15 protein-coding genes and 1 pseudogene are annotated in these 25,246 nt (G+C 69.2%); 14 read left to right on the plus strand and 2 right to left on the minus strand.

All coding sequences use genetic code 11. From position 1 onward, the window contains the following. Positions 1-9 precede the first annotated feature (9 nt). The 5 genes from QTQ03_RS00605 (at position 10) to QTQ03_RS00625 (ending at position 6,121) form a co-directional block, all read left to right on the plus strand. Positions 10-480: an SRPBCC family protein gene (locus tag QTQ03_RS00605; RefSeq protein WP_289276211.1), complete on the plus strand. Its 471-nt coding sequence runs from the start codon at positions 10-12 to the stop codon at positions 478-480. A 27-nt stretch (positions 481-507) separates the two neighbouring features. After that, positions 508-2,130, plus strand: a complete 1,623-nt coding sequence (locus tag QTQ03_RS00610; RefSeq protein ID WP_289276212.1) for an FAD-dependent monooxygenase — start codon at positions 508-510, stop codon at positions 2,128-2,130. Next, positions 2,127-2,822 (plus strand): TenA family protein, encoded by a 696-nt coding sequence (locus QTQ03_RS00615; RefSeq protein ID WP_289276213.1) that lies wholly within the window; start codon positions 2,127-2,129, stop codon positions 2,820-2,822. The genes QTQ03_RS00610 and QTQ03_RS00615 overlap by 4 nt, the downstream gene beginning before the upstream one ends. Positions 2,823-3,031: 209 nt before the next feature. Then, entirely contained in the window at positions 3,032-4,543 is a 1,512-nt protein-coding gene (locus QTQ03_RS00620) for a right-handed parallel beta-helix repeat-containing protein (RefSeq protein ID WP_289276214.1), read from the plus strand. 180 nt (positions 4,544-4,723) lie between these two features. Further along, positions 4,724-6,121 carry an NAD(P)/FAD-dependent oxidoreductase gene (locus tag QTQ03_RS00625; protein ID WP_289276215.1) on the plus strand — a complete coding sequence of 466 codons (1,398 nt, stop codon included), beginning with the start codon at positions 4,724-4,726 and terminating at the stop codon, positions 6,119-6,121. Between the two features lie 82 nt (positions 6,122-6,203). Here QTQ03_RS00625 and QTQ03_RS00630 read toward each other — a convergent pair whose 3' ends face one another. Further along, entirely contained in the window at positions 6,204-7,232 is a 1,029-nt protein-coding gene (locus QTQ03_RS00630) for an LLM class flavin-dependent oxidoreductase (RefSeq protein WP_289276216.1), read from the minus strand. Between the two features lie 286 nt (positions 7,233-7,518). On the opposite strand from QTQ03_RS00630, the gene QTQ03_RS00635 reads away from it, so the two are divergent. From QTQ03_RS00635 to QTQ03_RS00645, 3 genes are read left to right on the plus strand one after another with little or no spacing between them, the layout of a single operon-like run. Further along, complete coding sequence (locus QTQ03_RS00635) at positions 7,519-8,376, plus strand: LLM class flavin-dependent oxidoreductase (protein ID WP_289276217.1); 858 nt, start codon at positions 7,519-7,521, stop codon at positions 8,374-8,376. 7 nt (positions 8,377-8,383) lie between these two features. Beyond that, entirely contained in the window at positions 8,384-9,613 is a 1,230-nt protein-coding gene (locus QTQ03_RS00640) for an FAD-dependent oxidoreductase (protein WP_289276218.1), read from the plus strand. Positions 9,614-9,627: 14 nt separating this feature from the next. Then, a complete protein-coding gene (locus QTQ03_RS00645; RefSeq protein ID WP_289276219.1) occupies positions 9,628-10,641 on the plus strand; it encodes a methyltransferase in 1,014 nt (337 codons plus the stop codon). A gap of 344 nt (positions 10,642-10,985) precedes the next feature. Here the strand turns inward: QTQ03_RS00645 and QTQ03_RS00650 are convergent, their stop codons facing one another. After that, on the minus strand, positions 10,986-11,993 hold the full coding sequence (locus QTQ03_RS00650; protein ID WP_289276220.1) for a methyltransferase: 1,008 nt from the start codon (positions 11,991-11,993) through the stop codon (positions 10,986-10,988). Positions 11,994-12,169: 176 nt separating this feature from the next. Between QTQ03_RS00650 and QTQ03_RS00655 the strand changes: the two genes are divergently transcribed. The 6 genes and pseudogenes from QTQ03_RS00655 to QTQ03_RS00680 all read left to right on the plus strand — a co-directional run bounded on the left by QTQ03_RS00655 (position 12,170) and on the right by QTQ03_RS00680 (position 25,212). Next, entirely contained in the window at positions 12,170-12,358 is a 189-nt protein-coding gene (locus tag QTQ03_RS00655; RefSeq protein ID WP_289276221.1) for a ferredoxin, read from the plus strand. 86 nt (positions 12,359-12,444) lie between these two features. Next, on the plus strand, positions 12,445-14,025 hold the full coding sequence (locus QTQ03_RS00660) for a multicopper oxidase family protein (RefSeq protein ID WP_289276222.1): 1,581 nt from the start codon (positions 12,445-12,447) through the stop codon (positions 14,023-14,025). 304 nt (positions 14,026-14,329) lie between these two features. After that, a complete protein-coding gene (locus QTQ03_RS00665) occupies positions 14,330-21,445 on the plus strand; it encodes an RHS repeat-associated core domain-containing protein (protein WP_289276223.1) in 7,116 nt (2,371 codons plus the stop codon). A 29-nt stretch (positions 21,446-21,474) separates the two neighbouring features. Continuing rightward, a complete protein-coding gene (locus tag QTQ03_RS00670; protein WP_289276224.1) occupies positions 21,475-21,930 on the plus strand; it encodes a hypothetical protein in 456 nt (151 codons plus the stop codon). Positions 21,931-22,689: 759 nt separating this feature from the next. Next, positions 22,690-23,856: pseudogene (locus tag QTQ03_RS00675) on the plus strand (RHS repeat-associated core domain-containing protein); the annotation flags it as partial. 150 nt (positions 23,857-24,006) lie between these two features. Continuing rightward, positions 24,007-25,212, plus strand: a complete 1,206-nt coding sequence (locus QTQ03_RS00680; protein ID WP_289280611.1) for an IS256 family transposase — start codon at positions 24,007-24,009, stop codon at positions 25,210-25,212. The last annotated feature ends 34 nt before the right edge of the window (positions 25,213-25,246 follow it).

The raw sequence follows: 25,246 nt of genomic DNA on the forward strand, positions 1-25,246 counted from the left end.
GACAGCACCATGGCAGGACACACGGACAACACGATCGTCATCGACGCGCCGATGGACGTGGTGTGGGACATGACCAACGACGTGGCGTCGTGGCCGCAGCTGTTCAGCGAGTACGCCGCCGCGGAGATCCTCGAACGGGACGGCGACAGCGTCACGTTCCGGCTCACCATGCATCCCGACGAGGGCGGCACGGTGTGGAGTTGGGTGTCGAAGCGCACCGTCGACCGACCGCGCCGCGAGGTGCGGGCCCACCGGATCGAGACCGGCCCGTTCGAATACATGCACATCCACTGGACGTACACCGAGGTCGACGGCGGGGTGCGGATGCGGTGGGTGCAGGACTTTCACATGTTGCCGCAGGCCCCCGTCGACGACGAGGCGATGACCGCGCACCTCAACCGCAACACGGTGATCCAGATGGACCGGATCAAGGGGTTGGTCGAGGCCGCGGCGCGCGGCCAGGTGGCCAGGGCGAGCTGAGCCGACGACGAGCCCAGGAGGAACAGCATGTACGACGAAGAGGTTCCGGTACTGGTCGTGGGTGCCGGCCCGGTGGGCCTGTCCACGGCGGTCTTCCTCGGCCGGCACGGGGTGCCCACCCTGGTGGTGGAGAAGCGTCCCAACACCTCCCGGTTGCCCCGCGCCCCGGGTCTGCAGGCGCGCACCATGGAGCTGTTCCGCGCCGCCGGCATCGGCGCGGACATCCGGGCGCTGGAGATCGGCGACTCGCACCGCTACTTCGAGGGCGGGATCCTGCGGGTCAACACGTACTCCGACATCGCGAACGCCCAGGTGCTGGAGGCGCCGTCGCTCGACGGCCCGGAGATCAGCCCCGAGCGGGTGATGGGCTGCGGCCAGGATCGTTACGAGGTGGTGCTGGCGGCCAAGGCGCAGGATTTCGGCGCACAGATCCGCTTCGGTGCCCGGCTGACCGCCATCGCGGCCGACGACGAGGGTGTCACCGCCACGGTGACCGAGTCCACCGGTGCCGAACGGACCATCCGGGCCCGCTACGTGGTCGGCGCCGACGGCGCCGGCAGCTCGGTGCGGGGTCTCCTGGGTGTCGGCCGCTCCGGTCGCGGCTCGGTGTTCCACGCGTTGAGCATCTACTTCCGGGCGCCCGAGCTGGAGCGGATCCTCGCGGATCGGCCGTTCATCCTCTGCTACGCCACGGTGGGCGGGACGATGACCGGGCTGTCCCGGCTGCACGGCTGCGACCCGTGGCTGGCGGCGCCGGTCTACCACCCGGACCGGGGCGAGTCGCCGGCGGACTTCACCGACGAGCGCTGCGTGGCCATCGTCCGGGAGGCCGCGGGACGACCCGACATGGCGGTCGAGGTGGTGGCGAAGGTCCCGTGGGAGGGCTCGCAGCTGGTCGCCGACACCTTCCGGGTCGGCCGGGTCTTCCTGGCCGGGGACGCCGCCCACGTGCACCCGCCGGCCGGCGGGTTCGGTGCCAACACCGGCATCCACGACGCGCACAACCTGGCGTGGAAGCTGGCCGCCGCGTTGCAGGGATGGGGTAGCTCCGCGCTGCTGGACACGTACCACCAGGAGCGGCACGCGGTGGGCGCGGCGATGGCGGAGCAGGCCATGGTCCGCAACCGGATCCGGCACGGACACAGCGACGGCCGCCCCGACAGGGAGATGGTGGACGACATCATCATCACCCTCGGCTACCGGTACCGTTCGGCGGCGGTGCTCGCCCACGATCACCCGCCGGTGCTCACCGCGCCGCTGACCCTGGCGGGCGAGCCGGGCACCCGGGCTCCGCACCTGTGGCTGCGCTCCGGCGCCCGGGAGCTGTCCACGATCGATCTGTTCTGGGACTCGTTCGTGCTGCTCAGTGGCGTCGAGGACGACGGTTGGCATCAGGCGGCGACCCGGCTGGCGGCCCGGACGGCGGCGCCGCTGACGTCGGTGCGTGTCGGCCCGGGCGGGGACGTCACCACGACCGGTGTCGACTGGGCTGCGGCGTTCGGCGTCTCCGTGCGCGGCGCTGTGCTGGTCCGGCCGGACGCGTTCGTCGCCTGGCGCAGTGTCGAGGGCTCGGGCGAGCCGGAGGAGGTGCTCACCGATGTGCTCGCCGTGGTAGCCGGCGCCGAGCGGCTGACACCGGCGGTGTCGTGACGGCGGGACCGGCGGCCCGGGTCCGACCCCAGGACGAGCTGGCGGACATCGCGGCGCCGTTGGTGGAGCGGGTCACCGCCCACCGGTTCTGGGCCGGGCTGCGCGACGGGACGCTCCCGCCGGAGGCGTTGTGGTGGTTCGCCGAGCAGGACGCCCGATACGTCGTGCCCGCGTACGCGCGGGCGTTGGCCCGGTGCGCGGCGGGCGCCGAGCGGGCGGAGCACGCCGGCCTGCTGGCCGGGGCGGCGCAGGCCACGATCGGCTCACTGCCCCGGCTGGACCGGGAGTTGGCCCGGCTGGCGGTATCGCTCGGACGCCCCGCCGACCCGGCTCCGGCCGGCCCCGGCCCGGCGGTGCACGGGTACACCTCGGTGATGGTCGCGGCGCCGGTCACCTCGTTCGCCGCGGGGGTGGGCGCGCTGCTGCCGATGAGCTGGTTCCACCTGCTCGTCTCCGACGACCTGCGGCGCCGCGCCGACCGGTCGTCGCGGTACGGGCCGTGGATCGAGCAGTATCTGGCGTACGACGGGTTCGGCGACTACGTCGCCGGCTGGCTGTCGATGGTCGACGAGATCGTGGCGGCCGGCGGGGACGAGGACCGGAGCCGGCTCGTCGAGTGGTTCTTGACTGGCGCTCGCTGTGAGTTGGGTTTCGCGGACGCAGCGTGGCGCCGGCAGGGGTGGGCGGTGTAACGACGGTCGCGGGTCCCGGCCGTCGAGCCCTCATCGAGACGGCGACTCCACGATGGACCGGCCACCGCCCGTCCGCACCGGGCCCGCCGTCCCCGCAGCCGGGGCGGTGGGACCGGGGCCCAGCCACTGGAGTCCGTGTCATGACAGATACCCCCGGCCGTCCCCGAACACTTCTCCGCGGCGTACGTCGAATCGGAGGTCGCATACTCATGGTCTCCCTGAGCGCGAGCCTGGCGGCGGCGGTCACCCCCGCCTCGCCGGCGAACGCCGGCTCCTGGCAGGCCCGGACGTACCACGTCGACTGCCTGGCGGGCGACGATTCGGCCGACGGCATGCTGCCGAGCACCGCCTGGCGGTCGCTGGCGCGGGTCAACCAGGCCACCTTCGGCCCCGGCGACTCGATCGTCTTCCGCCGGGGCACCACCTGCGAGGGTGTGCTGGAGCCGAATGGGTCGGGCACCCCGTCTGCGCCGATCAGGGTCGGGGCGTACGGCTACGGCCTTCGGCCGAAGATCGTCGCGCCGGGCACCCGGGCGGCCGTCTTCCTGCGCAACGTGCAGGGCTACGAGATCCGTGACCTTGAGGTGACCAACCCCGGGCCGGCCGACGGCACCGCTCGGGTCGGCATCTACGTGCTGCTGGAGGATTTCGGTATCGGCCGGCACTACCTGGTGCAGAACGTCCACGTGCACGATGTTCCGGGCTGTGACTGCCTGGACCCGGATCTGGAGAACAGCGGCGGTATCCTCTTCGAGGCCGCCGGCGACGCGGTGCCCACCGGCTTCGACCGGATCAAGGTGGCGGGCAACACCGTCAGCGGCGTGGACAACGTCGGTATCGGCACGCTCTCCAGCTGGTCCAAACGCGACCTGTTTCCCGGCGGGAGCAACCATTTCGTACCGATGACGCACGTGCGGTTCCTCCGTAACGTGCTGTCCGACCTTGGTGGTGACGGCATCCTGGTGATGAACGGTGTCGACTCGCTGACCGCGCGCAACAAGGTCGACGGCTTCGGCCTGCGGGCCGCCCAGTCGCACGCGGGGATCCTCGCCTACAACTCCGACCGTCCGGTGATGCAGCGTAACGAGATCACCGGCGGCGCCGCCTTCCCGCCGTCGTTCTCGCTCACCGTCGACGCCGGCAGTCAGGACCCGCTTTACCAGTACAACTACAGCCACGACAACGACGGGCCGTTCATCCTGTTCTGCGCGTCGGAGGGGTCGCACGGCGACGGGGCGGTCATCCGCTACAACATCAGCGACAACGACAGGGACGTCGACCTCAACGGCTTCATCATCCCGGTGGTCGCGGCGGGCTGCGACAACGGGATCACCAACTCGAAGTTCTACAACAACACGATCTACGCGCCCAACGCGGAGAACCTGGCGGGCGCGTTCCCGCACACCTCGATCGCCTTCACCAACAACATCTTCTCCGGTAAGGAGACCGGCGCGCGAATCGACGACCCGGTGGGTGTCTACGACCACAACCTGTACCACAACGTCACCGCCGTGGCGGCCAACACCACGAACGCGGTGAGCGGCGACCCGCTGTTCCGCGACCCGACCGTCGACCGGCCGGTCGGGTTCGGGCTCCGGTGCGGCTCGCCGGCCATCGGTGCGGGCGCGGCCGTGCCGGACAACGGCGGCCGCGATTTCTGGGGCAACCCGGTCACCGGCGACACGCCGAACATCGGCGCCTACGAGGGCCCCTGCCGGTAACCGACCGCTCCCGGGCAGCCCCACCGCGCGAGCGGTGGGGCTGCCCGCGGTTCCGTCCGGGTTGGGCTCCTGCTCCGCCGCCGGCCTGCGAATGGACCTGATCGTGCTGGCCCGGCCGGTGGGGTTGCCCCTCGACCCGCGATCGACCGGCAACCCATCGGCGATCATCATGCTGTCGGTATGCGAGAAGCAACCCAGATTCTGATCATCGGTGGCGGCCCGGCGGGCTCCACCACGGCCGGCCTGCTGGCCCAGGAGGGCTTCCAGGTCACCCTGCTGGAGCGGGACCGCTTTCCTCGTTACCACATCGGAGAGTCGATTCTGCCGTCCTGTCGCCCGATCTTCGAGAAGCTGGGCGTCTGGGAGAAGATCGAGGCGCACGGGTTTCAGCCGAAGGGCGGCGCGTACTTCGCGTGGGGCCCGGAGGAGTGGGAGGTGCGCTTCACCGACCAGGGCTCCGACAACACCAACGCCTTCCAGGTCGTCCGCAGCGAATTCGACCAGATCCTGCTCGACCACGCGCGGGAACTCGGCGTCGAGGTGGTGGAGGGGGTCACCGTCCGTGACGTCGAGTTCGACGGGGACCGGGCGGTCGCCGCCCAGTGGCAGGAGACGAAGAATGCCGACACCGGTGGCCGCATCACCTTCGACCAGCTGGTCGACGCCTCCGGGCGGGGCGGCGTCCTGGCCACCCGGCACCTGCACAGCCGCCGGTTCCACGACGTGTTCCGCAACGTCGCCGCCTGGTCGTACTGGAGGAACGCGCGGCCGCTGGGCAAGGGACCGGACGGGGCGATCGCGGTCTGCTCGGTGCCGAACGGCTGGTTCTGGGCGATACCGCTGCACGACGGGACGCTCAGCGTCGGCCTCGTGACCGGGCGGGACCTGTTCAACGACGGCCGGCAGCGGCTGGGCGGCATCCAGGCCGTCTACGACGAGGCCCTCGCCACCTGCCCGACCGTGCTGGAGATGCTCGACGGTGCCGAGCGGGTCGCCGACACGAAGGTCGAGCAGGACTACTCGTACGTGTCGGAGACCTTCGCCGGGCCCGGCTACCTGCTCACCGGCGACGCGGCCTGCTTCCTGGACCCGTTGCTCTCCACCGGTGTGCACCTGGCCACCTACAGCGGGATGCTCGCCGCGGCCAGCATCTCCAGCGTGCTCCGTGGCGAGGTCGGCGAGGACCAGGCGGGACACTTCTACCAGACTGTCTACCGGCACGCCTACGAGCGGCTGCTGGTGCTGGTGTCGGTGTTCTACGAAAGCTACCGCGGCAAGGACTACCACTTCTACAACGCGCAGCGGCTCACCGGCGACGAGCGGGACCGCCTGCACCTGCAGGCGGCGTTCGACCGGATCATCACCGGCATCGCCGACCTCAACGACGCCGAGCACGCGTACCAGCTGGTCCAGTCGCACCTGCACGGCGACACCAGCGGTGACCCCAACCCGCTGAACAACCTCAACCGGGTCCACGAGATGAAGCAGTCCCCGTTTCATCCCGACAACGCCGTGGCGGGCCTCTACCTGGCGTTGCACCCCCGACTCGGGCTGAAGCACCGGGAGCCGGCGGCCTGATCCCACCCTCGCCCCACCTCCCCCAGCGGAGGTGGGGCGTCGTCGGGCTCAGCCGGCGCGGACGGCGCCGCGGCCCGCCGGGTCAGGCCGTCGTCGCCCGGTGCAACCGGCGGAGCAGGCCCGCCGGGTCGGCCAGCGGCGGCAGCGCCGCCAGGATGCCGGACACCCCGACCTCCGCCAGCCGGCGCAGGTGGGCGCCGACCTCGCCTTCGGTTCCGGTGATCCCGGTCAGCTGCAGAGCCAGGTCGACCAGACCCAACTCCGCCAGCAGCCGCGCGTTCTTGCCGCCGACCGTGTGGTCCCACACGTCGTAGCGCCGCTCCATCTCCTCCACCGCGGGCAGCAGCTCGGGCGGGACGGTGGAGCGCATGTGCGGTGACTTCAACCGCAGCGCCACGTCCGAGGCGAGCGCGGCGCCGATCTCGGCGTTCGCCTCGGCCTGGCTGTCCTGGACCGAGACGAAGCTGAAGCCCCACACCCGCACCGCGTCCGGATCCCGACCGGCGGCTTCGGCGGCGGCTCGGACCTGGGCCACCTTGCGGGCCACCCGCTCGGTGGACATGCCGATGGTGGTCACCACGCCGTCGGCCAGCTCGCCGGCGAGCCGCAGGCTCTTCGGGTAGTCGGCGGCCACCAGCACCGGCACGTCCCGGACCCGGTCCAGCGGCTCGGTGTCGAAGCCGTCCACCCGGGCCGACCCGCCGCGCAGCACGGCCCGTACCGCGGTCACGTAGTCGCGCAGCTCGCGCGGGGTGGCCACCGGGGACCGGCCGACGATCCGCCGGACGCTGCCGCCGTTGCCGACCGCGAGCATCGCCCGGCCGCCGGTCACCTGGTCCAGGGTCGAGATCGCGGTGGCGGTCGCCGCCGGGTGGCGGAAGAACGGCGTCGTCACCATCGGGGCCAGCGTCGCCCGTCGCGTCTCGTACGCCGCGACGGTGAGCGACACGTACATCTCGTAGGCGCGGGCCGGTGTGTCGCCGACCCCGATGACGTCGTAGCCGAGGTCGTCGGCCAGTCGGACGACGCTCCGGAACTCCGCGAGGTCGTCCGCCCATTCAATGATCGCTCCGAGTTTCAGGGGGCATCCCTCCGCCGGTACGGCTGGCACGGCCGGTGCGCAGCTCACGGACATTGCGCGCGGGCGCGCGACCTCCATCGGACATGACCGACCTCGAGAGGGTGTCGAGCGCGTCCGTACCCCGGGCGCCGGCTGCTGGCCGGCGGTGCCGCCAGCCCCCGCCCCGACCGCCGGTCGACCGCCGGTCGACCGCCGCTCGACCGCCGCTCCGGTGCGCCCGGCCACAGTGGCCGCACCACCGCTCGGAGCGGGCGGTGCCGCCGGGCGCCCGAACGCTCGGCAGGAAACCCGACCGGTGAATCCCAGGGAGTCCGCAATGGATATCGGAGTCTGCCTGCCGACGACCATCCCCGGCGCGCAGGGACGGCAGTTGATCGAGTTCGCCCGCCGGGCCGAACAGCTCGGCTTCCACAGCCTGACCGTCGCCGACCGGGTGGTGTACGACAACTACGACGGCATCGTCTCGCTGGCCGCCGCCGCGGCCGTGACCGAACGGATCAAGCTGGTCACCGGGATCCTGCTCGCCGCGTACCGGCCCAGCCCGGTGGACCTGGCCAAACAGCTCGCCAGTCTGGACCGGCTCTCCGCCGGCCGGCTGATCATCGGTGTCTCCGCGGGTATGCGGGCGGACGACTACACCGCCACCGGCACCGACTTCCACACCCGGGGCCAACGGCTCGACGCGATGCTCGACGAACTCCGCCAGGTGTGGCAGGGTGCCGGGCCGGTGCCCGGAGTCGGGCCGCGGCCGACCAACGGCGACATCCCGATCTGGGTCGGCGGCCACTCGCCGGCCGGCCTGCGCCGGGCAGCCCGCTACGGCATCGGCTGGATATCCCCGGGTGGGCCGCCGCACAAGTACCCGGAGCTGGTAACCAAGGTCAAGGAGCTGTGGGCCGAAGAGAAGCGCGCGGGCGAACCACGGATGGGGGCCAACCTCTACGTGTCGCTCGGTCCGGACGGGCACCGACTCGCCATGGAGCACATGCACAGCTACTACGCGCACATGGGCCAGCTGGTGGAGCACCTCGCGAAGGGTGCCATCACCGACGAGGGCAAGCTCCGCGACGTGGTCGACGGGTACGCCGCGAACGGCTGCGACGAGCTGCTGATCCTGTCCTGCACGGCCGATCCGGACCACCTCGACCGGATCGCCGACGTGGTCCTGGGCTGACGGCGCGATGGGAGGCCAGAACGTCGGGCGGCCGCGGGTGCTGGTCGTCGGCGGCGGCATCGGCGGGCTCTGCCTCGCCCAGGGGTTGCGGCAGGCGGGGATCGCCGACGTCACGGTCTACGAGCGGGACACCTCCGCCGAGGGCCGGATGCAGGGGTACCGGCTGCGGATCAGCCCCGAGGGCGAGGCGGCCCTGCGCGAGTGCCTGCCCCGGCGGGCGCAGGACCTGCTCACCGCCACCGCGAACGACCGGCACCAGCTCGGCCTGGTCGCCTTCGACGAGCGGTTGAACCCGCTGCCCGCACCGACCTTCGACGACCCGCGCGGCGACGCGCCGGACAGAATCGACGCGGTCGACCGGGCAACGCTGCGCCGGGTGCTGCTCGCCGGCATCGGGGACGCGGTGCGGTTCGGCAAACGGTTCGTCCGCTACGAGCAGGCCGGCGGCGAAGTCGTGGCACACTTCGCCGACGGCGACCGGGCGGTCGGGGACGTGCTGGTGGCGGCCGACGGGGCGCATTCCGCGATCCGCGCGCAACTTTGCCCCGACGACAACATCCAGGATCTGGGGGTGCGGGCGATCCTGTCCCGTACGCCCCGGGCGGTGGCGATCGCCACCGGACTGCCGGAGTCGCTGCGGGACCGGTTCGTCAACGTGACCGCACCCGACGGGCTGCGGCTGGCGCTGATGCCGATGGTGTTCCGGACGGCGCCGGCCCGGGCTGCCGTGGAACTCTGGCCGGGGTTGGAGATGGGCGGGTCCGAGGACTACTACATGTCGGTATTCAGCGTCCACAAGGATCTGCTCGGCCTGACCGACGACGAGTTCTTCGGGCTGACCGGCGAGCGGCTGCGTCAGCTGGTGCTGGACCGTACCGTCGGGTGGCACCCGGACCTGCGTGGCGTCTTCGCCCATGCGCAGCCCGCGGAGACCTACCCGCTGGCCCTGCGGGCGACGGTGCCGGTGCGGGCGTGGGAACCCGGACCGGTGATCCCCCTCGGCGACGCGGTGCACCTGATGCCGCCGACCGGGGGAGTGGGCGCGAACACCGCCCTGCGCGACGCGAGCGCGTTGTGCCGGGCGTTGACGGCCGTCGCCCGGGGCGAGGCGGCCCTGGTCGAGGCGGCGACCGGTTACCAGGCCGAGATGGTGCGGTACGCCACCGAGGCGATCGAGATGTCCCTCAAGATCGCCCGATGGTCCATGAAGAAGATCGACGTCGGTGCTCGAGCGTAAAGGCAGGCGGTTCAGTGACCACGACAGCGACAGACGTCAGCCGGCCGGCCGGCATCCTGCGGCTGGCCAACTCCTTCTGCGACGCCAAGGCACTGCTGACGGCGGTGGAACTCGGCCTCTTCACCGCGCTTCGACCGGGCCCGGCCAGCCTGGATGAGATCCGTACCAGGCTCGGCCTGCACGGCCGGGGCCTGTCCGACTGGCTTGACTTGTTGGTCGAGCTGAGCCTGCTGGAGCGAACGGACAGCCGCTACCGCAACGCCGAGGGTGCCGACCGGTTCCTGGTGCGCGGCGAGCAGTCGTACATCGGCGGCTTCATCGAGCGGTCCAACCGCAACCTGTATCCGGCGTGGGGCCGGCTTTCCGACGCGCTGCGGACCGGCAAGCCGCAGTCGGGCAGCAGCTTCGAGGCGGTGGTGGCGAACCCGCAGATCCTGAAACAGTTCATCCACTCCATGGATGCCCTGACCCGGGTGCTCGGCCCGCAACTGATCGAGGCGTTCGGCGAGTGGGCCGACCACAGGTCGGTGCTCGACGTCGGCGGCTGCCGGGGCAGCCTGGCGGCGCAGATCGTGACCGCGCACCCGAACCTGGCCGGGCACGTCTTCGACCTGCCGCAGATGGAGCCGTTCTTCGCCGAGCAGGCCGCCGAGACGGGGCTCACCGACCGGCTGATCTTCCATGGTGGCAGCTTCTTCGAGCAGCCGCTGCCGACGGCCGACATCGTGGTGCTGGGGCACGTGCTGCACGACTGGGACCGCGACCAGCGCGGGTTCCTCGTCGAGAAGGCGTACCACGCGGTCAACCCGGGCGGTGTCCTGCTGGTGTACGACCGGATGCTCGACCGCCCGTCCAGCCGCGTGGAGAACCTGGTGATCAGTCTGGACATGTTGCTGGTCACCGATGGCGGCTCCGAGTACACCGTGGGTGAGCTGCGTGAGCACGCCGAGGCCGCCGGTTTCGCCAAGATCGAGGATCGTCTGCTGGGTGACGACGACACCCTGGTCGTGGCCCGCAAGCCCGCCTGACAGGACCGCGAGGCCGGGGTACGCCGACGGCGCGCCCCGGCCGCTGCTGGCTGACCGAGGGGCCGACCGTGCCTGATCGCCGGGTCAGCCGTGCCCGACCGTCGGCTGACCGAGGGGCCGGGCCGTGCCCGACTGCCGGGTGGCCGAGAGGGCTGGGCCACGCCCGACAGAGGCCCGGGATGGGCGATGTCGCAACGAGCGGTATGCCTGTCAGGCATAAATATGCCTGACAGGCATACCGCTCGTTCGGCACACCTGCCTGGGCGCCCCCGGCTCCGGGCAGCCAGTTCTCGCGGGGAGACGAGCCGGTGCCCGATCTCAGGGAAGGCGGCCGGGGTGGCCGGTCAGGCGGCGCGGTGGCAGGTCACCAGGGTTTCGTTGTCGTCCAGGGGGCGCCGGCGCACGGATGTGAAGCCGGCCGCTCTCGCGTAGGCCGCCAGCTCGCCGACCGGGTACTCGGAGCCCTCCTCGGTGACCAGCGCCATGATCAGGCTGGCCACCAGGTTGTCGACCCGGGGTGTCGCCTCGTCGAGCATCCGGTCGTGCACCAGCAGGACGCCGCCCGGGCGGACCGCGCGGTACCCGGCGCGGACCAACTCCTCGCGTTGCCGGGGCCGCCAGTTGTGCAGGATGTGCCCGAACACCACCACGTCGGCCGGCGGCAGCGGGTCGGCGAAGAAGTCGCCGGCGTGGAAGGTAACCCGGTCGGCGGTGCCCAGCTCGGTCATGTGCTCGGCGAAGACCGGGGCGAGCTGCGGCAGGTCGAACACGTGCCCGGCCAGGTGCGGGTGAGCCAAGGCGAGCTGCCCCACCAGGCTGCCCCGGCAGCCACCCACGTCCAGCACCGACCCGTACGCCAACCAGTCGACGGCGGCCAGTAGCCGCGGCAGGAGCGGGCGGAGCGCACCATCCATCATGTGCGCGTACCGGCGGACCCCGGCCGGGTCGGCGAGCATCCCGGCGAAGTCGTCCGCCGGGGTACGCGGCCGTCCGGTGCGCAGTGTCTCGGTCAACCCGTTCCACACCGGGTACAGGTTGGCCTTCGCGCCGCGCAGGAAGCCGGTCACGTCCCGCGGCCCCCGGCCGGTGAGGAACCGGTCCACGTCGTCGGCGTTGCCGTACCGCCCGTCCTCGACGTGCAGCAGGTCCAGCGCGACCAGCAGGCTCAGGAAGTCGTGCAGCCCGCGCCCGGACAGCCCCAGCCGGTCGCGGATCTCCCCGGCGGTGGCGGGGGCGTCCCACAGCGCGCGGAACAGGTCCAGCTCGACCGCGGTCAGCAACGCCTGTGCCTCGCAGAAGGCGTTGCCCAGGCGGAGCAGACGCGCGGGGGATGCGGTGACCGTGTCCGTCATCGGACGGCTCCCTTCGCGGATCCAGGATGCCCCGATGGTGCCGGCCCGGCTTGGAACGCCGCTCGACGCGCGGCTGTACCGGCCCTCGAGTGCGCTGTCGGACGATCGGGCGCGCGCGGCGTGCTCCGGCGGACACCCGCCGCCACGACCGGACGACACGGCGATCGGTGGTCATCATGCGTGTGATTGCGACCAAGGAGACCTGCGCGGTGAGCAGCCTCTGCGTCTACCAGGCGCCGGAGGTCTTCGACCAGGACGAGGAGGGTCAGGTCGAGGTGCTCGACCCCGAGCCACCGGCCGAACTTCACGAAGACGTCCGGATCGCGGCGCGCGGCTGTCCCACCCGGTCCATCCGCGTCGAGTAATCTGGGCCACACCGAGCGTACGGGCCGCGGTCCGCGCCCGTCCGGCCCACGAACCGGCCCTCGGCCGCCTCACGATGGAGACACCGTTGCTGGCGAGTTCCCCGCAGGACACCCCCGCCCAGGCGAGCCCACCGGCCGTGACCACGGGCCGCCGACGGTCCACCCGGCGCCGCATCCTGAAGGCCGGCCTGATCGGCGTGCCGGCGGTGCTGGCCGTCGGTGGTGCGGGCTTCGGCATCTGGTACGCGGTCAGCGACGTGGACACGGTGGGCAGGGTCGACTTCACCAACCCGCTCGCCATCCCGCCGCTGCTCACCGGGCGCCAGGAGGGCGGGCGCCAGGTGTTCGACCTGACCGCCAGCGGTGGCGAGCGCCAGTTCCGCCCGGGCCGGGCGACCCGGACGTGGGGTTTCGACAACGGGCACCTCGGCCCGACCTTGCGGGCGAGGCGCGGCGAGACGGTGCTCGTCAACGTCCGCAACGGACTGCCCGAGACCACCACCGTCCACTGGCACGGCATGCACCTGCCGGCGGCGATGGACGGCGGCCCGCACCAGCCGATCCGCCCCGGCGCCACCTGGTCGCCGAGCTGGACGATCGACCAGCCGGCCGCGACACTCTGGTACCACCCGCACCCGCACGGGCGCACCGCTCGCCACGTCTACCGGGGCATGGTGGGGATGTTCATCGTGGACGACCCGGCCGCGTCGGCCGCCCGGCTGCCCACCCGGTACGGCGTCGATGACATTCCGGTCATCGTGCAGGACAAGAACTTCGATCGCCACAACCAGCTCGACGACGGATACTCGCGGATCGCCGACGTCGGGATCCTCGGCGACACCGTGCTGGTCAACGGCACTGTCGGGCCGTACCACGAGGTGACCACCGAGCGGATCCGGCTGCGCCTGCTCAACGCCTCCCCGTCCCGGAGCTACCACTTCGGGCTCTCCGACGACAGGTCGTTCGCGCTGGTCGGCACCGACGGCGGTCTGCTGCCCGCGCCGTACGCCACCGGCCGGGTGCAGCTCTCCCCGGGCGAGCGCGCCGAGATCGTGGTCACGATGCGGCCAGGGGAGCGGCTGGTGCTGCGCAGCTACCCGCCGGAGCTCGGCCTCGACCCACTGAACAGCCGGATCACCGGCGGCGACGACCGGCTCGACGTCCTGGAGCTGCGCGCGGCCGACCGGCTCTCCCCGGCGCCGGAGCCGGCCGCCACGCTGGCCGACCCGCCCCGGCTCGGGGTGGACGCCGCCACGCCGGTGACCCGCCGCTTCGAGCTGGCCGGCACCAGCCAGATCAACGGTCTGACGATGGACATGGGCCGGATCGACTTCGGGGTCACCAGGGGCACCACCGAGGTGTGGGAGGTGATCAGCCCGTTCCCGAAGCCGCACAACTTCCACGTGCACGGCACCCAGTTCCAGGTGTTGTCGGTGAACGGCGCCCCGCCGCCGCCGGAGTTGGGCGGCTGGAAGGACACCATCTACGCCACGCCCGAGGTGCCGATGCGGTTGGCCCTGCGCTTCCCGGAGCACACCGACCGGAACCTGCCCTTCATGTACCACTGCCACGTGCTGCTGCACGAGGACAAGGGCATGATGGGCCAGTTCGTCGTCACCGAGCCCGGTCAGACCCCCGGCAGCCCACCCCACACCGACCACAACTGACGCCGGATCGTTCCGGCGGGGCGCTGGACCAGCGCTTCTGATCGACAAATCATAGGTGTAGCTCGATGCGGGCTTGACGGGTTCTCGATCTCCCCCGATACTCCCGGGGATTGTTGATCAACCAGCCCCCGGAGTTCGCGTGTCTGCTCACCGTCGTATGGCTTTGGCCCGTCGTCGAACGTGCCGTCTGGCGCCGCTGTTGGTGGGGTCCCTGCTGGCGTCGTTGGTGGGTTGGGTTCCGCCGGCGCGGCCGGCGCCGGCGGTCGAGCCGGGGGGCAGGGATCGGTCGGCGGCGGTGTCGGCGGTGTCGGGTGAGCAGGTCCGCCGGGCGCAGATGCGGCGGTGGCGGGCGGCTCCGGCGAGGTTTCCGGGGGCGGGGTCGGCGGTGGTGGACATGCCGGCGCAGACTTCGGGCCGGCGGCGGGGGACGGCGAACGTGGGTGGACTGCCGGTGACGGTGTCGTCGGTGGGGTTGTCGACGGATGTGCTGTCGGGGCGGGTGCTGGCGGAACGGGCGGCGGGTCGCGGTGCGCCGGGCAGGGTGCGGGTCGACGTCGTGGACCGGGCCGTGGCGAAGCGGGCCGGGGCAGCCGTGGCGTTGAAGGTGTCGCGGGCGGACGGCTTGTCGGGCGATGCCCGGGTTCGGGTGGAGATCGGGTACGGCGAGTTCCGTGACGCGTTCGGGGCGGATTGGAACCAGCGGTTGGACGTGCTGCTGCTGGCCGACTGTGCGGCAAGCGCGCCGGAGAAGGACGCGTGTAGGAGCCGTACGCGGTTGGCGTCGGTCAACGACGCGTCGGCGTTGACGGTGTCGGCGGATGTGGATCTGATGGCCGCGCCGACGGCGGTGGTGGACGAGCCGCTGGTGGAGGCGTCGCCGGTTGATGACAGCCCGGCTGCGGTGGGTTTGCCGTCGGTGCGGGTGACCGGTTCAGATTCGCAGATCGCGCAGCCGCCGGCGGACCCGGTCGACCCGGCCGGGTCGAAGTCGACTGAATCGCGGAGTGTCGGCGCGGCGCCGCTTGCGGCGGGTGCTGGTGACGGCGCGGTGATGTTGGCATTGGCCGCGGACGGGGCGTCGGAGACGGGGACGTTTGGGGCGACGCAGTTGTCGCAGGCGGCGTCGTGGCAGGCGGGTGGTTCGTCGGGCGGGTTCTCGTGGTCGTATCCGGTTGGGGTGCCGCCGGTGCCCGGTGGCCTGACGCCGGAGGTGTCGTTGGATTATTCCAGCGCGGCGGTGGACGGGCAGACGGCCAACAACAACACCCAGCCGGGTTGGATCGGTGAGGGGTTCAGCTATGAGCCGGGGTTCATCGAGCGGTCGTACCGGTCGTGTGACCAGGACACGAACGTGACGCCGTACTGGTCGACGACGGCGTCGATGAAGGATCTGTGTTGGCGGTTGCCGAACGCGCGGCTGGTGTGGAACGGCAAGGCGACCGAGTTGGTGCCGGATGACGCGAGCGGTTCGCCGAACACGGCGACGCCGAAGGTGTGGCGTCTGGCCGATGACGATGCGACGAAGGTGGAGTACATCTCCGACCAGGGGACGGGGATCACCGGGTACTGGCACAACGAGCGGTGGCGGCTGACGACCTCGGACGGTACCCAGTATTGGTTCGGGTTGTCGGCGGTGCCGGGTTCGGGCGCGTCGACGTCGTCGGTGCTGGGTGTGGCGATCATGGGCAACCACGCGGGGGAGCCGTGCTTCTCCTCGGCGGCCGTGACGTCGTCGTGGTGTCGTATCGCCTACCGGTGGAACCTGGACTATGTGGTGGACGTGCATGGCAACGCGATGTCGTACCACTACAACCGGGAGGAGAACGCGCAGCGGATCTTCAATTCGAACGCGTCGTATGTGGGGTACTACCGAGCGTCGACGTTGGCGCGGGTCGAGTACGGGCTGCGTGCCGGCGTGACGAGTGGGTCTGCGCCGGCGCGGGTGGTGTTCACCACGTCGGACCGGTGCTGGGAGAACTGTTCCACACATGGCGGTAACTGGCCGGATGTGCCGTGGGATCTGGAGTGTACGGCGTATCCGTGTGGGGGTCCGACGTTCTGGTCGACGAAGCGGCTGACCAGGATCGACACGCAGGTGTGGACGGGTTCGGCCTATCGGACGGTGGACTCCCACGCGTTGAACTCGACCGTGCCGGGCACGGGACACTCAGGCGTCGGTGGTGTGTTGGCGTTGCTGTCGATCCAGCGTACGGGTTCGGACTCGGGCACGGGCGTGGCCGGCGGGAACGTCACGACCCCGCCGGTGGTGTTCGGCTACGGGGCGTCGATGCAGAACCGGGCGCTGTTCGCGGCGGGTTCGGGCGGGGCGGAGTCGTGGAAGTTCAGGTTGCGGCAGATCGATACCGAGTCCGGTGGCCAGATCAAGATTGGCTACAGCGGGGTGGACGCGGCGTGTGTGGGTGGGCAGGCCTCGCCGAATCCGGACAGTAACCCGCGTCGGTGTTTTCCTCAGGAGTATCAGGGCGCGTGGACGTGGTGGCACAAGTACGTGGTCACCCAGGTCATCGAGCATGACACCCGTGGCGGTGCTCCCGATGTCGTCCGCTCCTACTCCTACGGCATCACCGCGTCCGGGCTGCGCGGCGCAGGCGGGTCGATCGGGTCGAACACGTCGGTGTTGTGGCACCACGACATGAACGCGTTCGCCACCGGGCTGGCGCACCGGAGTTGGTCGCAGTGGGCGGGGTACCCGCTGGTGACGGTGACGACCGGTTCCGGGTCGACGGTGTCGAAAACGATGAGTCTGTACTTCCGGGGCATGAACGGTGACCGCACCGACGCCGGTGACGGCACCCGCAGCGTGACGATCACGGACACCGACCACGGGACGGCCACCGACGCCCCCTACCGGGCGGGGTTCCTCAAGGAGCGGATCACCTTCGACGGGGCCAAGGTGCTGTCGAAGGAGTTCTTCGACCCGACGTCGACCCGCACCGGGGTGCGGACGTTGAGCGCGACGTGGGCGGCGTCGGCTCCGGTGGAGGCGTGGCGCACCGAGACCGGCTGGACCAAGATCATGGACTGGGTCGAGGCAACCGGCACGTGGCGCACGTCGCAGACGAGGTGGCCCAGCTATGACGCCTACGGTAACCCGCTGCAGGAGGAACAGCTCGGCGATCTGAGCAGCGGCGCCGACGACGTGTGTGTGCGTACCACGATGAACCTCAACACCACCGGGGACCTGCGCCGTTTCGACGGTGCGACCGGTGCCGCAGCGCAGGGGACGGGGCTGACCAGCTTCGGCTCGTTCGACCACGTGTTCACCGGTGGTGACGTCACCGGTGACGGGAAGACCGACCTGCTGGCCCGTAAGATCTCCGACGGGGCGCTGTGGGTGTTCCGCGGCGACGGCAGCGGCGGTTTCGACGCCGGCACCCAGGCGCTCACCGGCTGGAACGTCTACGACATGCTGCTGTCACCGGGTGACTTCACCCGCGACGGCAGAAGCGACATCATCGCCCGTAAGCCGGATGGCACCCTGTGGCTGCACACCGGTACCGGCGCGGGTGGGTTCACCGCCACCGGTGTGCGAGTTGGTGTCGGGTGGGGCGGCTTCGACACGATCTTCTCCGTTGGTGACTTCGCTTCCAACGGTGTCGGTGACGTCATCGCCCGCAAGCCCAACGGTGATCTGTACCTGTACTCGGGCAACGGCTCGGGCGGATGGACCAACGGCAACGGCGGCACCCAGATCGGCAACGGCTGGCAGAGCTTCGACGCGATCACCGGCTGGAAGGACTACTCCGGCGACGCGTACCCCGACATCATCGCCCGCGGCCGTGGTGGACTGCTGCTGTACAAGGGCAGAGGCAACGGCGGGTTCCTCTCCGGTGTGACGAAGCTGCCCTACGGCATGGCCGCCGTGGACGTCGGCGGTGAGCTGGTCGCGGTCGGTGACGTCACCGCGGACGGTACCGAGGACCTGATCACGCGGACGCCGACGTATCAGACCGGCACCGTGCAGCGGCAGGAGACCACGGCCGGCCCCTGCGCGGCCATCCCCGCCTATCCCGCCGACGCGCTCGCCGACGAGCGCTACTACTACGACCAGCCGGGTGCGTCGTCGCCGAGCCTGGACCGCAAGCCGTCGCTCGGCGATGTCACCCGCGTCGACAACGTCACGGACTACACCGGCGCCACCGCGAACTGGGTCACCACCAGCCAGGCGGTGCACGACGTCTACGGCCGTCCGGACAAGGTCACCGACGCCCTGGGCCGGGTGACCGCCACCGCCTACACCGACACCAACGGCCTGACCACCCAGATCCGGGTCACCAACCCGCTGTCGCACACCGTCACCACCGCCCTCGCCCCCGGCCGCGGGCTGCCCGTGACCGTCGCCGATCCCAACAACAAGACGAGCACCGGCCAGTACGACGCCTTGGGCCGGCTGACCAAGACATGGGCCAACCGGCCCACCACCGGCACGCCGGACGCGGAGTACACGTACAACCTCAGCAACACCGCCGCCTCGTACGTCACCGCCAAGACGCTCGGGCCCAACGGCAACCAGATCGTCTCCCACCAGATCCTCGACAGCCTGCTGCGACCCCGCCAGACCCAGACCACCACACCGGACAGCAAGCGGGTCGTCACCGACACCGTCTACGACAACCGGGGCCTGGTCGCCAAGTCATCGGTGTTCTACAACAGTGCCTCCGGCCCGACCACCACCCTCGTCACCGCCACCGACACGGACATCGACCAGCAGACCCGCTTCGTCCACGACGCACTCGGCCGGCAGACCGCCGCGGAAGCCTGGTCGCGCAACTCCTACAAGTGGCAGACCACCACCGTCTACGACGGTGACCGCACCGCCACCATCCCACCCGCCGGCGGCACCACCACCCAGGACCTGGTCGACGTACACGGCAACGTCGTCGAGAAACGCCAGTTCCACACCAGCGGCAGCCTCACCGGCGGCTACGACGCCACCACCTACACCTACAATCGGCGCGGCGAACTCACCGACGTCACCGACCCCGCCGGCAACACCTGGACCTACAGCTACGACCTGCTCGGGCGGCAGATCCAGGCCGTCGACCCGGACGCCGGGACCACGCTCACCGAGTACCACGGCAACAGCACACTGCTGAAGGCCACCACCGACGGGCTCGGCAAGCGGCTGTACTACAGCTACGACAGCCTCAACCGGCGCACCGAGGTACGCGAGGACCATTCGGCAGGGCGGTTGATGGCCGCGTGGACCTACGACACGATCGCCAAGGGCCAGCTGACCAGTTCCACCCGGTATGACACCGGCGGGCTGGCATACACCACCAGCGTCGGCTCCTACGACGACGCCTACCGCCCCCTGTCCTCGACAGTGACGATCCCGGCGTCCACCGCGAACGGCGCCCTCGCCGGCACGTACACCACCTCAACCACCTACAAGCCCAACGGGGCGGTGGCGACGGTCAGCCTGCCCGGCGTCGGTGGTCTACCCGCCGAGACCCTCACCTACGGCTATGCCACCTCCGGTGTGTCGACCACGCTCACCTCCGGCCAGGGCACCTACATCCACAACACGAACTACGGCTACGACGGGCAGGTGTCCCAACTGTTCCTCGGCGCCAGCGGCAAGCAGATACGACTCACCAACACGATCGACGCCGCCACCCGCCGCGTGACAGCCGCCCAGGTCGACACCGAGAACCAAACCACTCCCGGCACCTGGGATGACACGTTCACCACCGAGTACGGCTACCAGCACAACGGCCTGATCGCCGTCATCGCCGGCAAAACCAACGGCTCCCGCGACCAGGTCGAATGCTTCACCTACGACCACCAGCAACGCCTCACCGAAGCCTGGACCGAACCATGGTGGAGCTGCGACACACCCCAACGCGGCGGCGCCGACCCCTACTGGCGGCAGTGGACCTTCGACGCCAGCGGCAACCGAAAGACCCAGGTCGACAAACAACCCGACGGCACCGACACCACCTGGACCTACACCACCCCCACCCCCGGACAGGCCCGACCCCACTCACTGACCAGCGTCACCGCGACCGGACCCCAGGCCGGCACCCCCACCCGCACCTTCACCTACGACAACGCCGGCAACACCCTCACCCGCACCACACCCACCGGTAGCACCCAAACCCTCACCTGGGACCCGCAAGGGCACCTCGCCACCCTCACCGAGAACGGTGGAACCACCAGCTACCTCTACGACGCCGACGGCAACCGACTCATCACCCGCACTCCTGACAAGACCACCCTCTACCTCGGCCACACCGAACTCGCACTCGCCACCGGCAGCGACCAGGCCGACGGCACCCGCTACTACAACGGCCACGCCGTCCGCGACGTCACCGGCCTCAAATGGACGGTCAACAACCACCAAGGCACCGGCCACATCCAGATCGACGCCGCAGCCCTGACCAGCCAACGCCGCCGCACCATGCCCTACGGCGAGAGCCGTAACACCCCACAATCCCCCTGGCTCGGCACCAAGGGCTTCGTCGGCGGCACCACCGACCCCACCGGCCTCACCCACCTCGGCGCCCGCGAATACGACCCCACCCTCGGCCGCTTCACCAGCATCGACCCACTCCTCAACCCCAACGACCCCCAACAACTCAACGGCTACAGCTACGCCAACAACAACCCCACCACCCTCAGCGACCCCGACGGACTCATCCCCCTCGCCACCAGCGGCGGCGGCGCCGAAGAAGAAAAACACCACAACGACAGAAACCAAAAAGTCACCTACAACACCCACAAGAAAAAGTGGACCGTCGTCAAGCCAAAGCCAAAGCCAAAGCCAAAGCCAAAGCCAAGGAAGGTTCCGCAGGACAAAACCGGTGGGAATAGGCCCGCCATCATCCTCGGGCCATTTGCCGTTGCGGCACCGAACCGCGAGGTGCTCGAGGCTGAAGTCAATAAGTACTCCGTCGACGGCTCGATGCTCGCGGGTGATCTTCCGGCCAAAGAGTATTATGTAGGTAGGGAGGTATGTAAAGCGCACCCTGACTGGTGCACGCTAGAGGCGCTCGAGTCTGCAAAGTTGATCGATCAGATCGACGGCTTGGGTTACCATGCGCTTGCTGGTGGCTTCTACGCCAGCAAGCGGCCACCGCACAAGGCGACTGTTACGGTTTATGATGCAGCAGGAAACATCGTTCTACGCACCAACCTTGTCAGCGGAAACATGACTCCTCAGGAAAAGGCGGCGGGGTTCCCCCGAAATAGCCTCCTGACGCACACGGAGTCGAGAGCAACTCGTCACCACCCGCTACAGCCAGGCCAGACCATGTTGATTGAGGGCGAGTATGCTCCGTGTAGCGCGTGCAAGTACGCGATGCGCGTAGCAAGTAAGGGCGGCGGGACTTACGTCTACACGTGGGACGGGAACATGAGGGTGTCGGTCGGCGGTAGGGCGATCCGTCGTCGCTGAATAGCCCGACCTTCCAGAGAGGGTTGAAAGTGAGCATGTCGAACGACCCGCAGACTTGGGAAGTGCAGAGCGTTGAGATCGATCAGTATCTCGAGAAAGGCTGGTACTCGGTCGCCATCAACGCAACGAAGGGCAACGACGAGCTGTACTTAGAAATTCAGCTCGACACTGACGAGGAAGAGCGCGATGACGGCTACTGCATTGTCGACTCGCCTATCTATCCCGATTCCATGCATCTGTCGGAAGATCGTCTACGGCGGATTGCCCTCCACCGTACTCTTTATGGTGGAATTGAGGAGTGCGGTCTAGTTGGACCGCTGCTGTACTTTGTGTTGTCGGATACAGCGCAGGATGCATTCGGCTGGCCAAGGCGGCTCGAACTGTCACTTTATTCCACGATGGCCCAGCTCGACTCGCTGCGCGAGGGATTGCTTAGGGTCTTTGGTGCGGTAGGCGATGCTGCGCGTCCGTTGCTGCGGATGTAGAATCTGCTTGGTAGTCTGTCGTTGGATCTAGGGTGGGTGGACTGTGGGGCCTGATGCGCCGATTGGTGAAGCAGATGCACGCGCAATTCAAGAACGATGGTCCAAGGCTGGACTTGTTTCCGCTGATGTGCATCTTATCGCGACCGAAACTGAGGAACCTTCTCGGCTTTCGAACAGTCTGGGCCAGTGCATCTGGGCGGTGTCTGAGCAGGGCCTATTCCTGCAACCTTTGTCGGACGAGTTGGCGCTAACTGAGCTTGGCTTCGGTTGGGCATGGAGACTTGGGGTCGTCCCGACGGAGGAGGGCATCCTCCTGGAAGTGGTTGAAAGCCTGACAGGAAGGACTCAGCACTGCGGGAGGATCCAGAATCCCGATCCCTTCTTTGTCGATCGCCTACTTGCATTGACGAGAGATCGGGGGCATCTCCTTGAAGGTCCTCCAGCAGCATCTGTGTAGGATTCTGTGCGATCGGCCCAACGGGTATGCACCTCGTCACCGTGGGTGCCAGGGCCGTTGCTGTTCGGCGGCTGATGGTTTGAGCTGGGATCACGTGATTGACCTCTGTGGAAGTGCTCGGGGCGGGTGACCTCGTCTAGGTGATCATGGAGGTCTCTATGCTCCCAGCCGGCGTTCCCACAACCTCATCACCGCCGTGACCGGCAGCAGCCCGAGAGCGCAATTATTACGCTGTGCAGTGGCCCCGGAACGCCACCGCGAGCACCAGGTGAATGAACGCCAGCCAGTCGGTCCCGTACCTCCGCCGCGTGACAGCCGCCCAGGTCGACACCGAGAACCAAACCACTCCCGGCACCTGGGATGACACGTTCACCACCGAGTACGGCTACCAGCACAACGGCCTGATCGCCGTCATCGCCGGCAAGACCAACGGCTCCCGCGACCAGGTCGAATGCTTCACCTACGACCACCAGCAACGCCTCACCGAAGCCTGGACCGAACCATGGTGGAGCTGCGACACACCCCAACGCGGCGGCGCCGACCCCTACTGGCGGCAGTGGACCTTCGACGCCAGCGGCAACCGAAAGACCCAGGTCGACAAACAACCCGACGGCACCGACACCACCTGGACCTACACCACCCCCACCCCCGGACAGGCCCGACCCCACTCACTGACCAGCGTCACCGCGACCGGACCCCAGGCCGGCACCCCCACCCGCACCTTCACCTACGACAACGCCGGCAACACCCTCACCCGCACCACACCCACCGGTAGCACCCAAACCCTCACCTGGGACCCGCAAGGGCACCTCGCCACCCTCACCGAGAACGGTGGAACCACCAGCTACCTCTACGACGCCGACGGCAACCGACTCATCACCCGCACTCCTGACAAGACCACCCTCTACCTCGGCCACACCGAACTCGCACTCGCCACCGGCAGCGACCAGGCCGACGGCACCCGCTACTACAACGGCCACGCCGTCCGCGACGTCACCGGCCTCAAATGGACGGTCAACAACCACCAAGGCACCGGCCACATCCAGATCGACGCCGCAGCCCTGACCAGCCAACGCCGCCGCACCATGCCCTACGGCGAGAGCCGTAACACCCCACAATCCCCCTGGCTCGGCACCAAGGGCTTCGTCGGCGGCACCACCGACCCCACCGGCCTCACCCACCTCGGCGCCCGCGAATACGACCCCACCCTCGGCCGCTTCACCAGCATCGACCCACTCCTCAACCCCAACGACCCCCAACAACTCAACGGCTACAGCTACGCCAACAACAACCCCACCACCCTCAGCGACCCCGACGGACTCATCCCCCTCGCCACCAGCGGCGGCGGCGCCGAAGAAGAAAAACACCACAACGACAGAAACCAAAAAGTCACCTACAACACCCACGAAAAGAAGTGGAAAGTCGTCAAAAAGAAGCAGCCCAAGATTATATCCCCGCCGAAACCGCCAACTAAGGCTAAGGCTGAGGCCTGAGAGGGACTGTACAAATAACGGCTGATCGACCGATCAAGGGAGAGACGCCAGATGACGACCGAGACCACCGTGGGACAGCCGGCCGTGGAGCCGGTGGGTGCGGTCACGGATGAGCAGTTGATCGCGATGCTGGTCGATCGGGCTCGTGGTGACGGGTTGAAGCTGACCGGCGAGGGTGGGCTGCTGCAGCAGCTGACGAAGCGGGTCCTCGAGTCGGCGTTGGATGGGGAGATCACCGACCACGTCGGCTACGACAAGCACGACCCGGCGGGTCGGGGTAGCGGGAACACCCGTAACGGCAGCCGGACCAAGACGGTGCTCACCGACGTCGGGCCGGTCGAGGTGCGGGTCCCACGCGACGCCGCCGGGACGTTCGAGCCGCAGATCGTGCGTAAGCGGCAGCGGCGTCTGACCGGCGTCGACGACATGGTCCTGTCGCTGTCGGCCAAGGGCCTGACCCACGGCGAGATCGCCGCGCACCTGGCTGAGGTCTACGGCGCTGAGGTGTCGAAGCAGACCATCTCCACGATCACCGACAAGGTCATGGACGGCATGGCCGAGTGGCAGAACCGGCCCCTGGACCGGGTCTACCCGGTCGTGTTCATCGACGCCATCAACGTCAAGATCAGGGACGGTCAGGTCGCGAACCGGCCGATCTACCTCGCGATGGCGGTCACCGTCGACGGCCACCGCGACATCCTCGGTATCTGGGCCGGTGACGGCGGCGAGGGCGCCAAGTACTGGCTGCACGTGCTCACCGAGTTGAAGAACCGCGGCGTGGCCGACGTGCTGATGCTGGTCTGTGACGGGCTCAAGGGACTGCCGGAGACGGTGGAGACGGTGTGGCCGCGCACGATCGTGCAGACGTGTGTGGTGCACCTGCTGCGCAACTCGTTCCGCTACGCCGCCCGGCAGGACTGGGACAAGATCGCCAAAGCGCTGCGGCCGGTCTACACCGCGGCGACCGAGGACGCCGCCACCGAGCGGTTCCTCGAGTTCGCCGAGGCGTGGGGCCGTAAGTATCCGGCGATCGTGAAGCTGTGGGAGAACGCGTGGGCGGAGTTCGTGCCGTTCCTCGCCTTCGACGTGGAGATCCGCAAGGTCATCTGCTCCACGAACGCGATCGAGTCCGTCAACGCCCGTATCCGCAGGGCCGTGCGAGCTCGTGGCCACTTCCCGAACGAGCAGGCCGCACTCAAGTGCGTCTACATGGCCTTGATGAGCCTCGACCCGACCGGAGCCGGCCGCCGACGCTGGACCATGCGCTGGAAAGCACCACTGAACGCCTTCCAGATCGCCTTCGAAGGCCGGCTCACCCCGGCCAACAACTGACCACCTCAACAACCAAGATCAGCCGTTAACTTGG

Origin of the sequence: Micromonospora sp. WMMA1363 (genome assembly GCF_030345795.1) — a bacterium.
Classification (GTDB): Bacteria; Actinomycetota; Actinomycetes; order Mycobacteriales; family Micromonosporaceae; genus Micromonospora.

What these genes read in the sequence shown, in the direction of transcription:
- QTQ03_RS00605 (WP_289276211.1), top strand. Translation starts at nt 10, where the DNA reads ATGGCAGGACACACGGACAACACGATCGTCATCGACGCGCCGATGGAC.
- QTQ03_RS00610 (WP_289276212.1), top strand. Translation starts at nt 508, where the DNA reads ATGTACGACGAAGAGGTTCCGGTACTGGTCGTGGGTGCCGGCCCGGTG.
- QTQ03_RS00620 (WP_289276214.1), top strand. Translation starts at nt 3,032, where the DNA reads ATGGTCTCCCTGAGCGCGAGCCTGGCGGCGGCGGTCACCCCCGCCTCG.
- QTQ03_RS00625 (WP_289276215.1), top strand. Translation starts at nt 4,724, where the DNA reads ATGCGAGAAGCAACCCAGATTCTGATCATCGGTGGCGGCCCGGCGGGC.
- QTQ03_RS00635 (WP_289276217.1), top strand. Translation starts at nt 7,519, where the DNA reads ATGGATATCGGAGTCTGCCTGCCGACGACCATCCCCGGCGCGCAGGGA.
- QTQ03_RS00640 (WP_289276218.1), top strand. Translation starts at nt 8,384, where the DNA reads ATGGGAGGCCAGAACGTCGGGCGGCCGCGGGTGCTGGTCGTCGGCGGC.
- QTQ03_RS00650 (WP_289276220.1), bottom strand. Translation starts at nt 11,993, where the DNA reads ATGACGGACACGGTCACCGCATCCCCCGCGCGTCTGCTCCGCCTGGGC.
- QTQ03_RS00655 (WP_289276221.1), top strand. Translation starts at nt 12,170, where the DNA reads ATGCGTGTGATTGCGACCAAGGAGACCTGCGCGGTGAGCAGCCTCTGC.
- QTQ03_RS00680 (WP_289280611.1), top strand. Translation starts at nt 24,007, where the DNA reads ATGCTGGTCGATCGGGCTCGTGGTGACGGGTTGAAGCTGACCGGCGAG.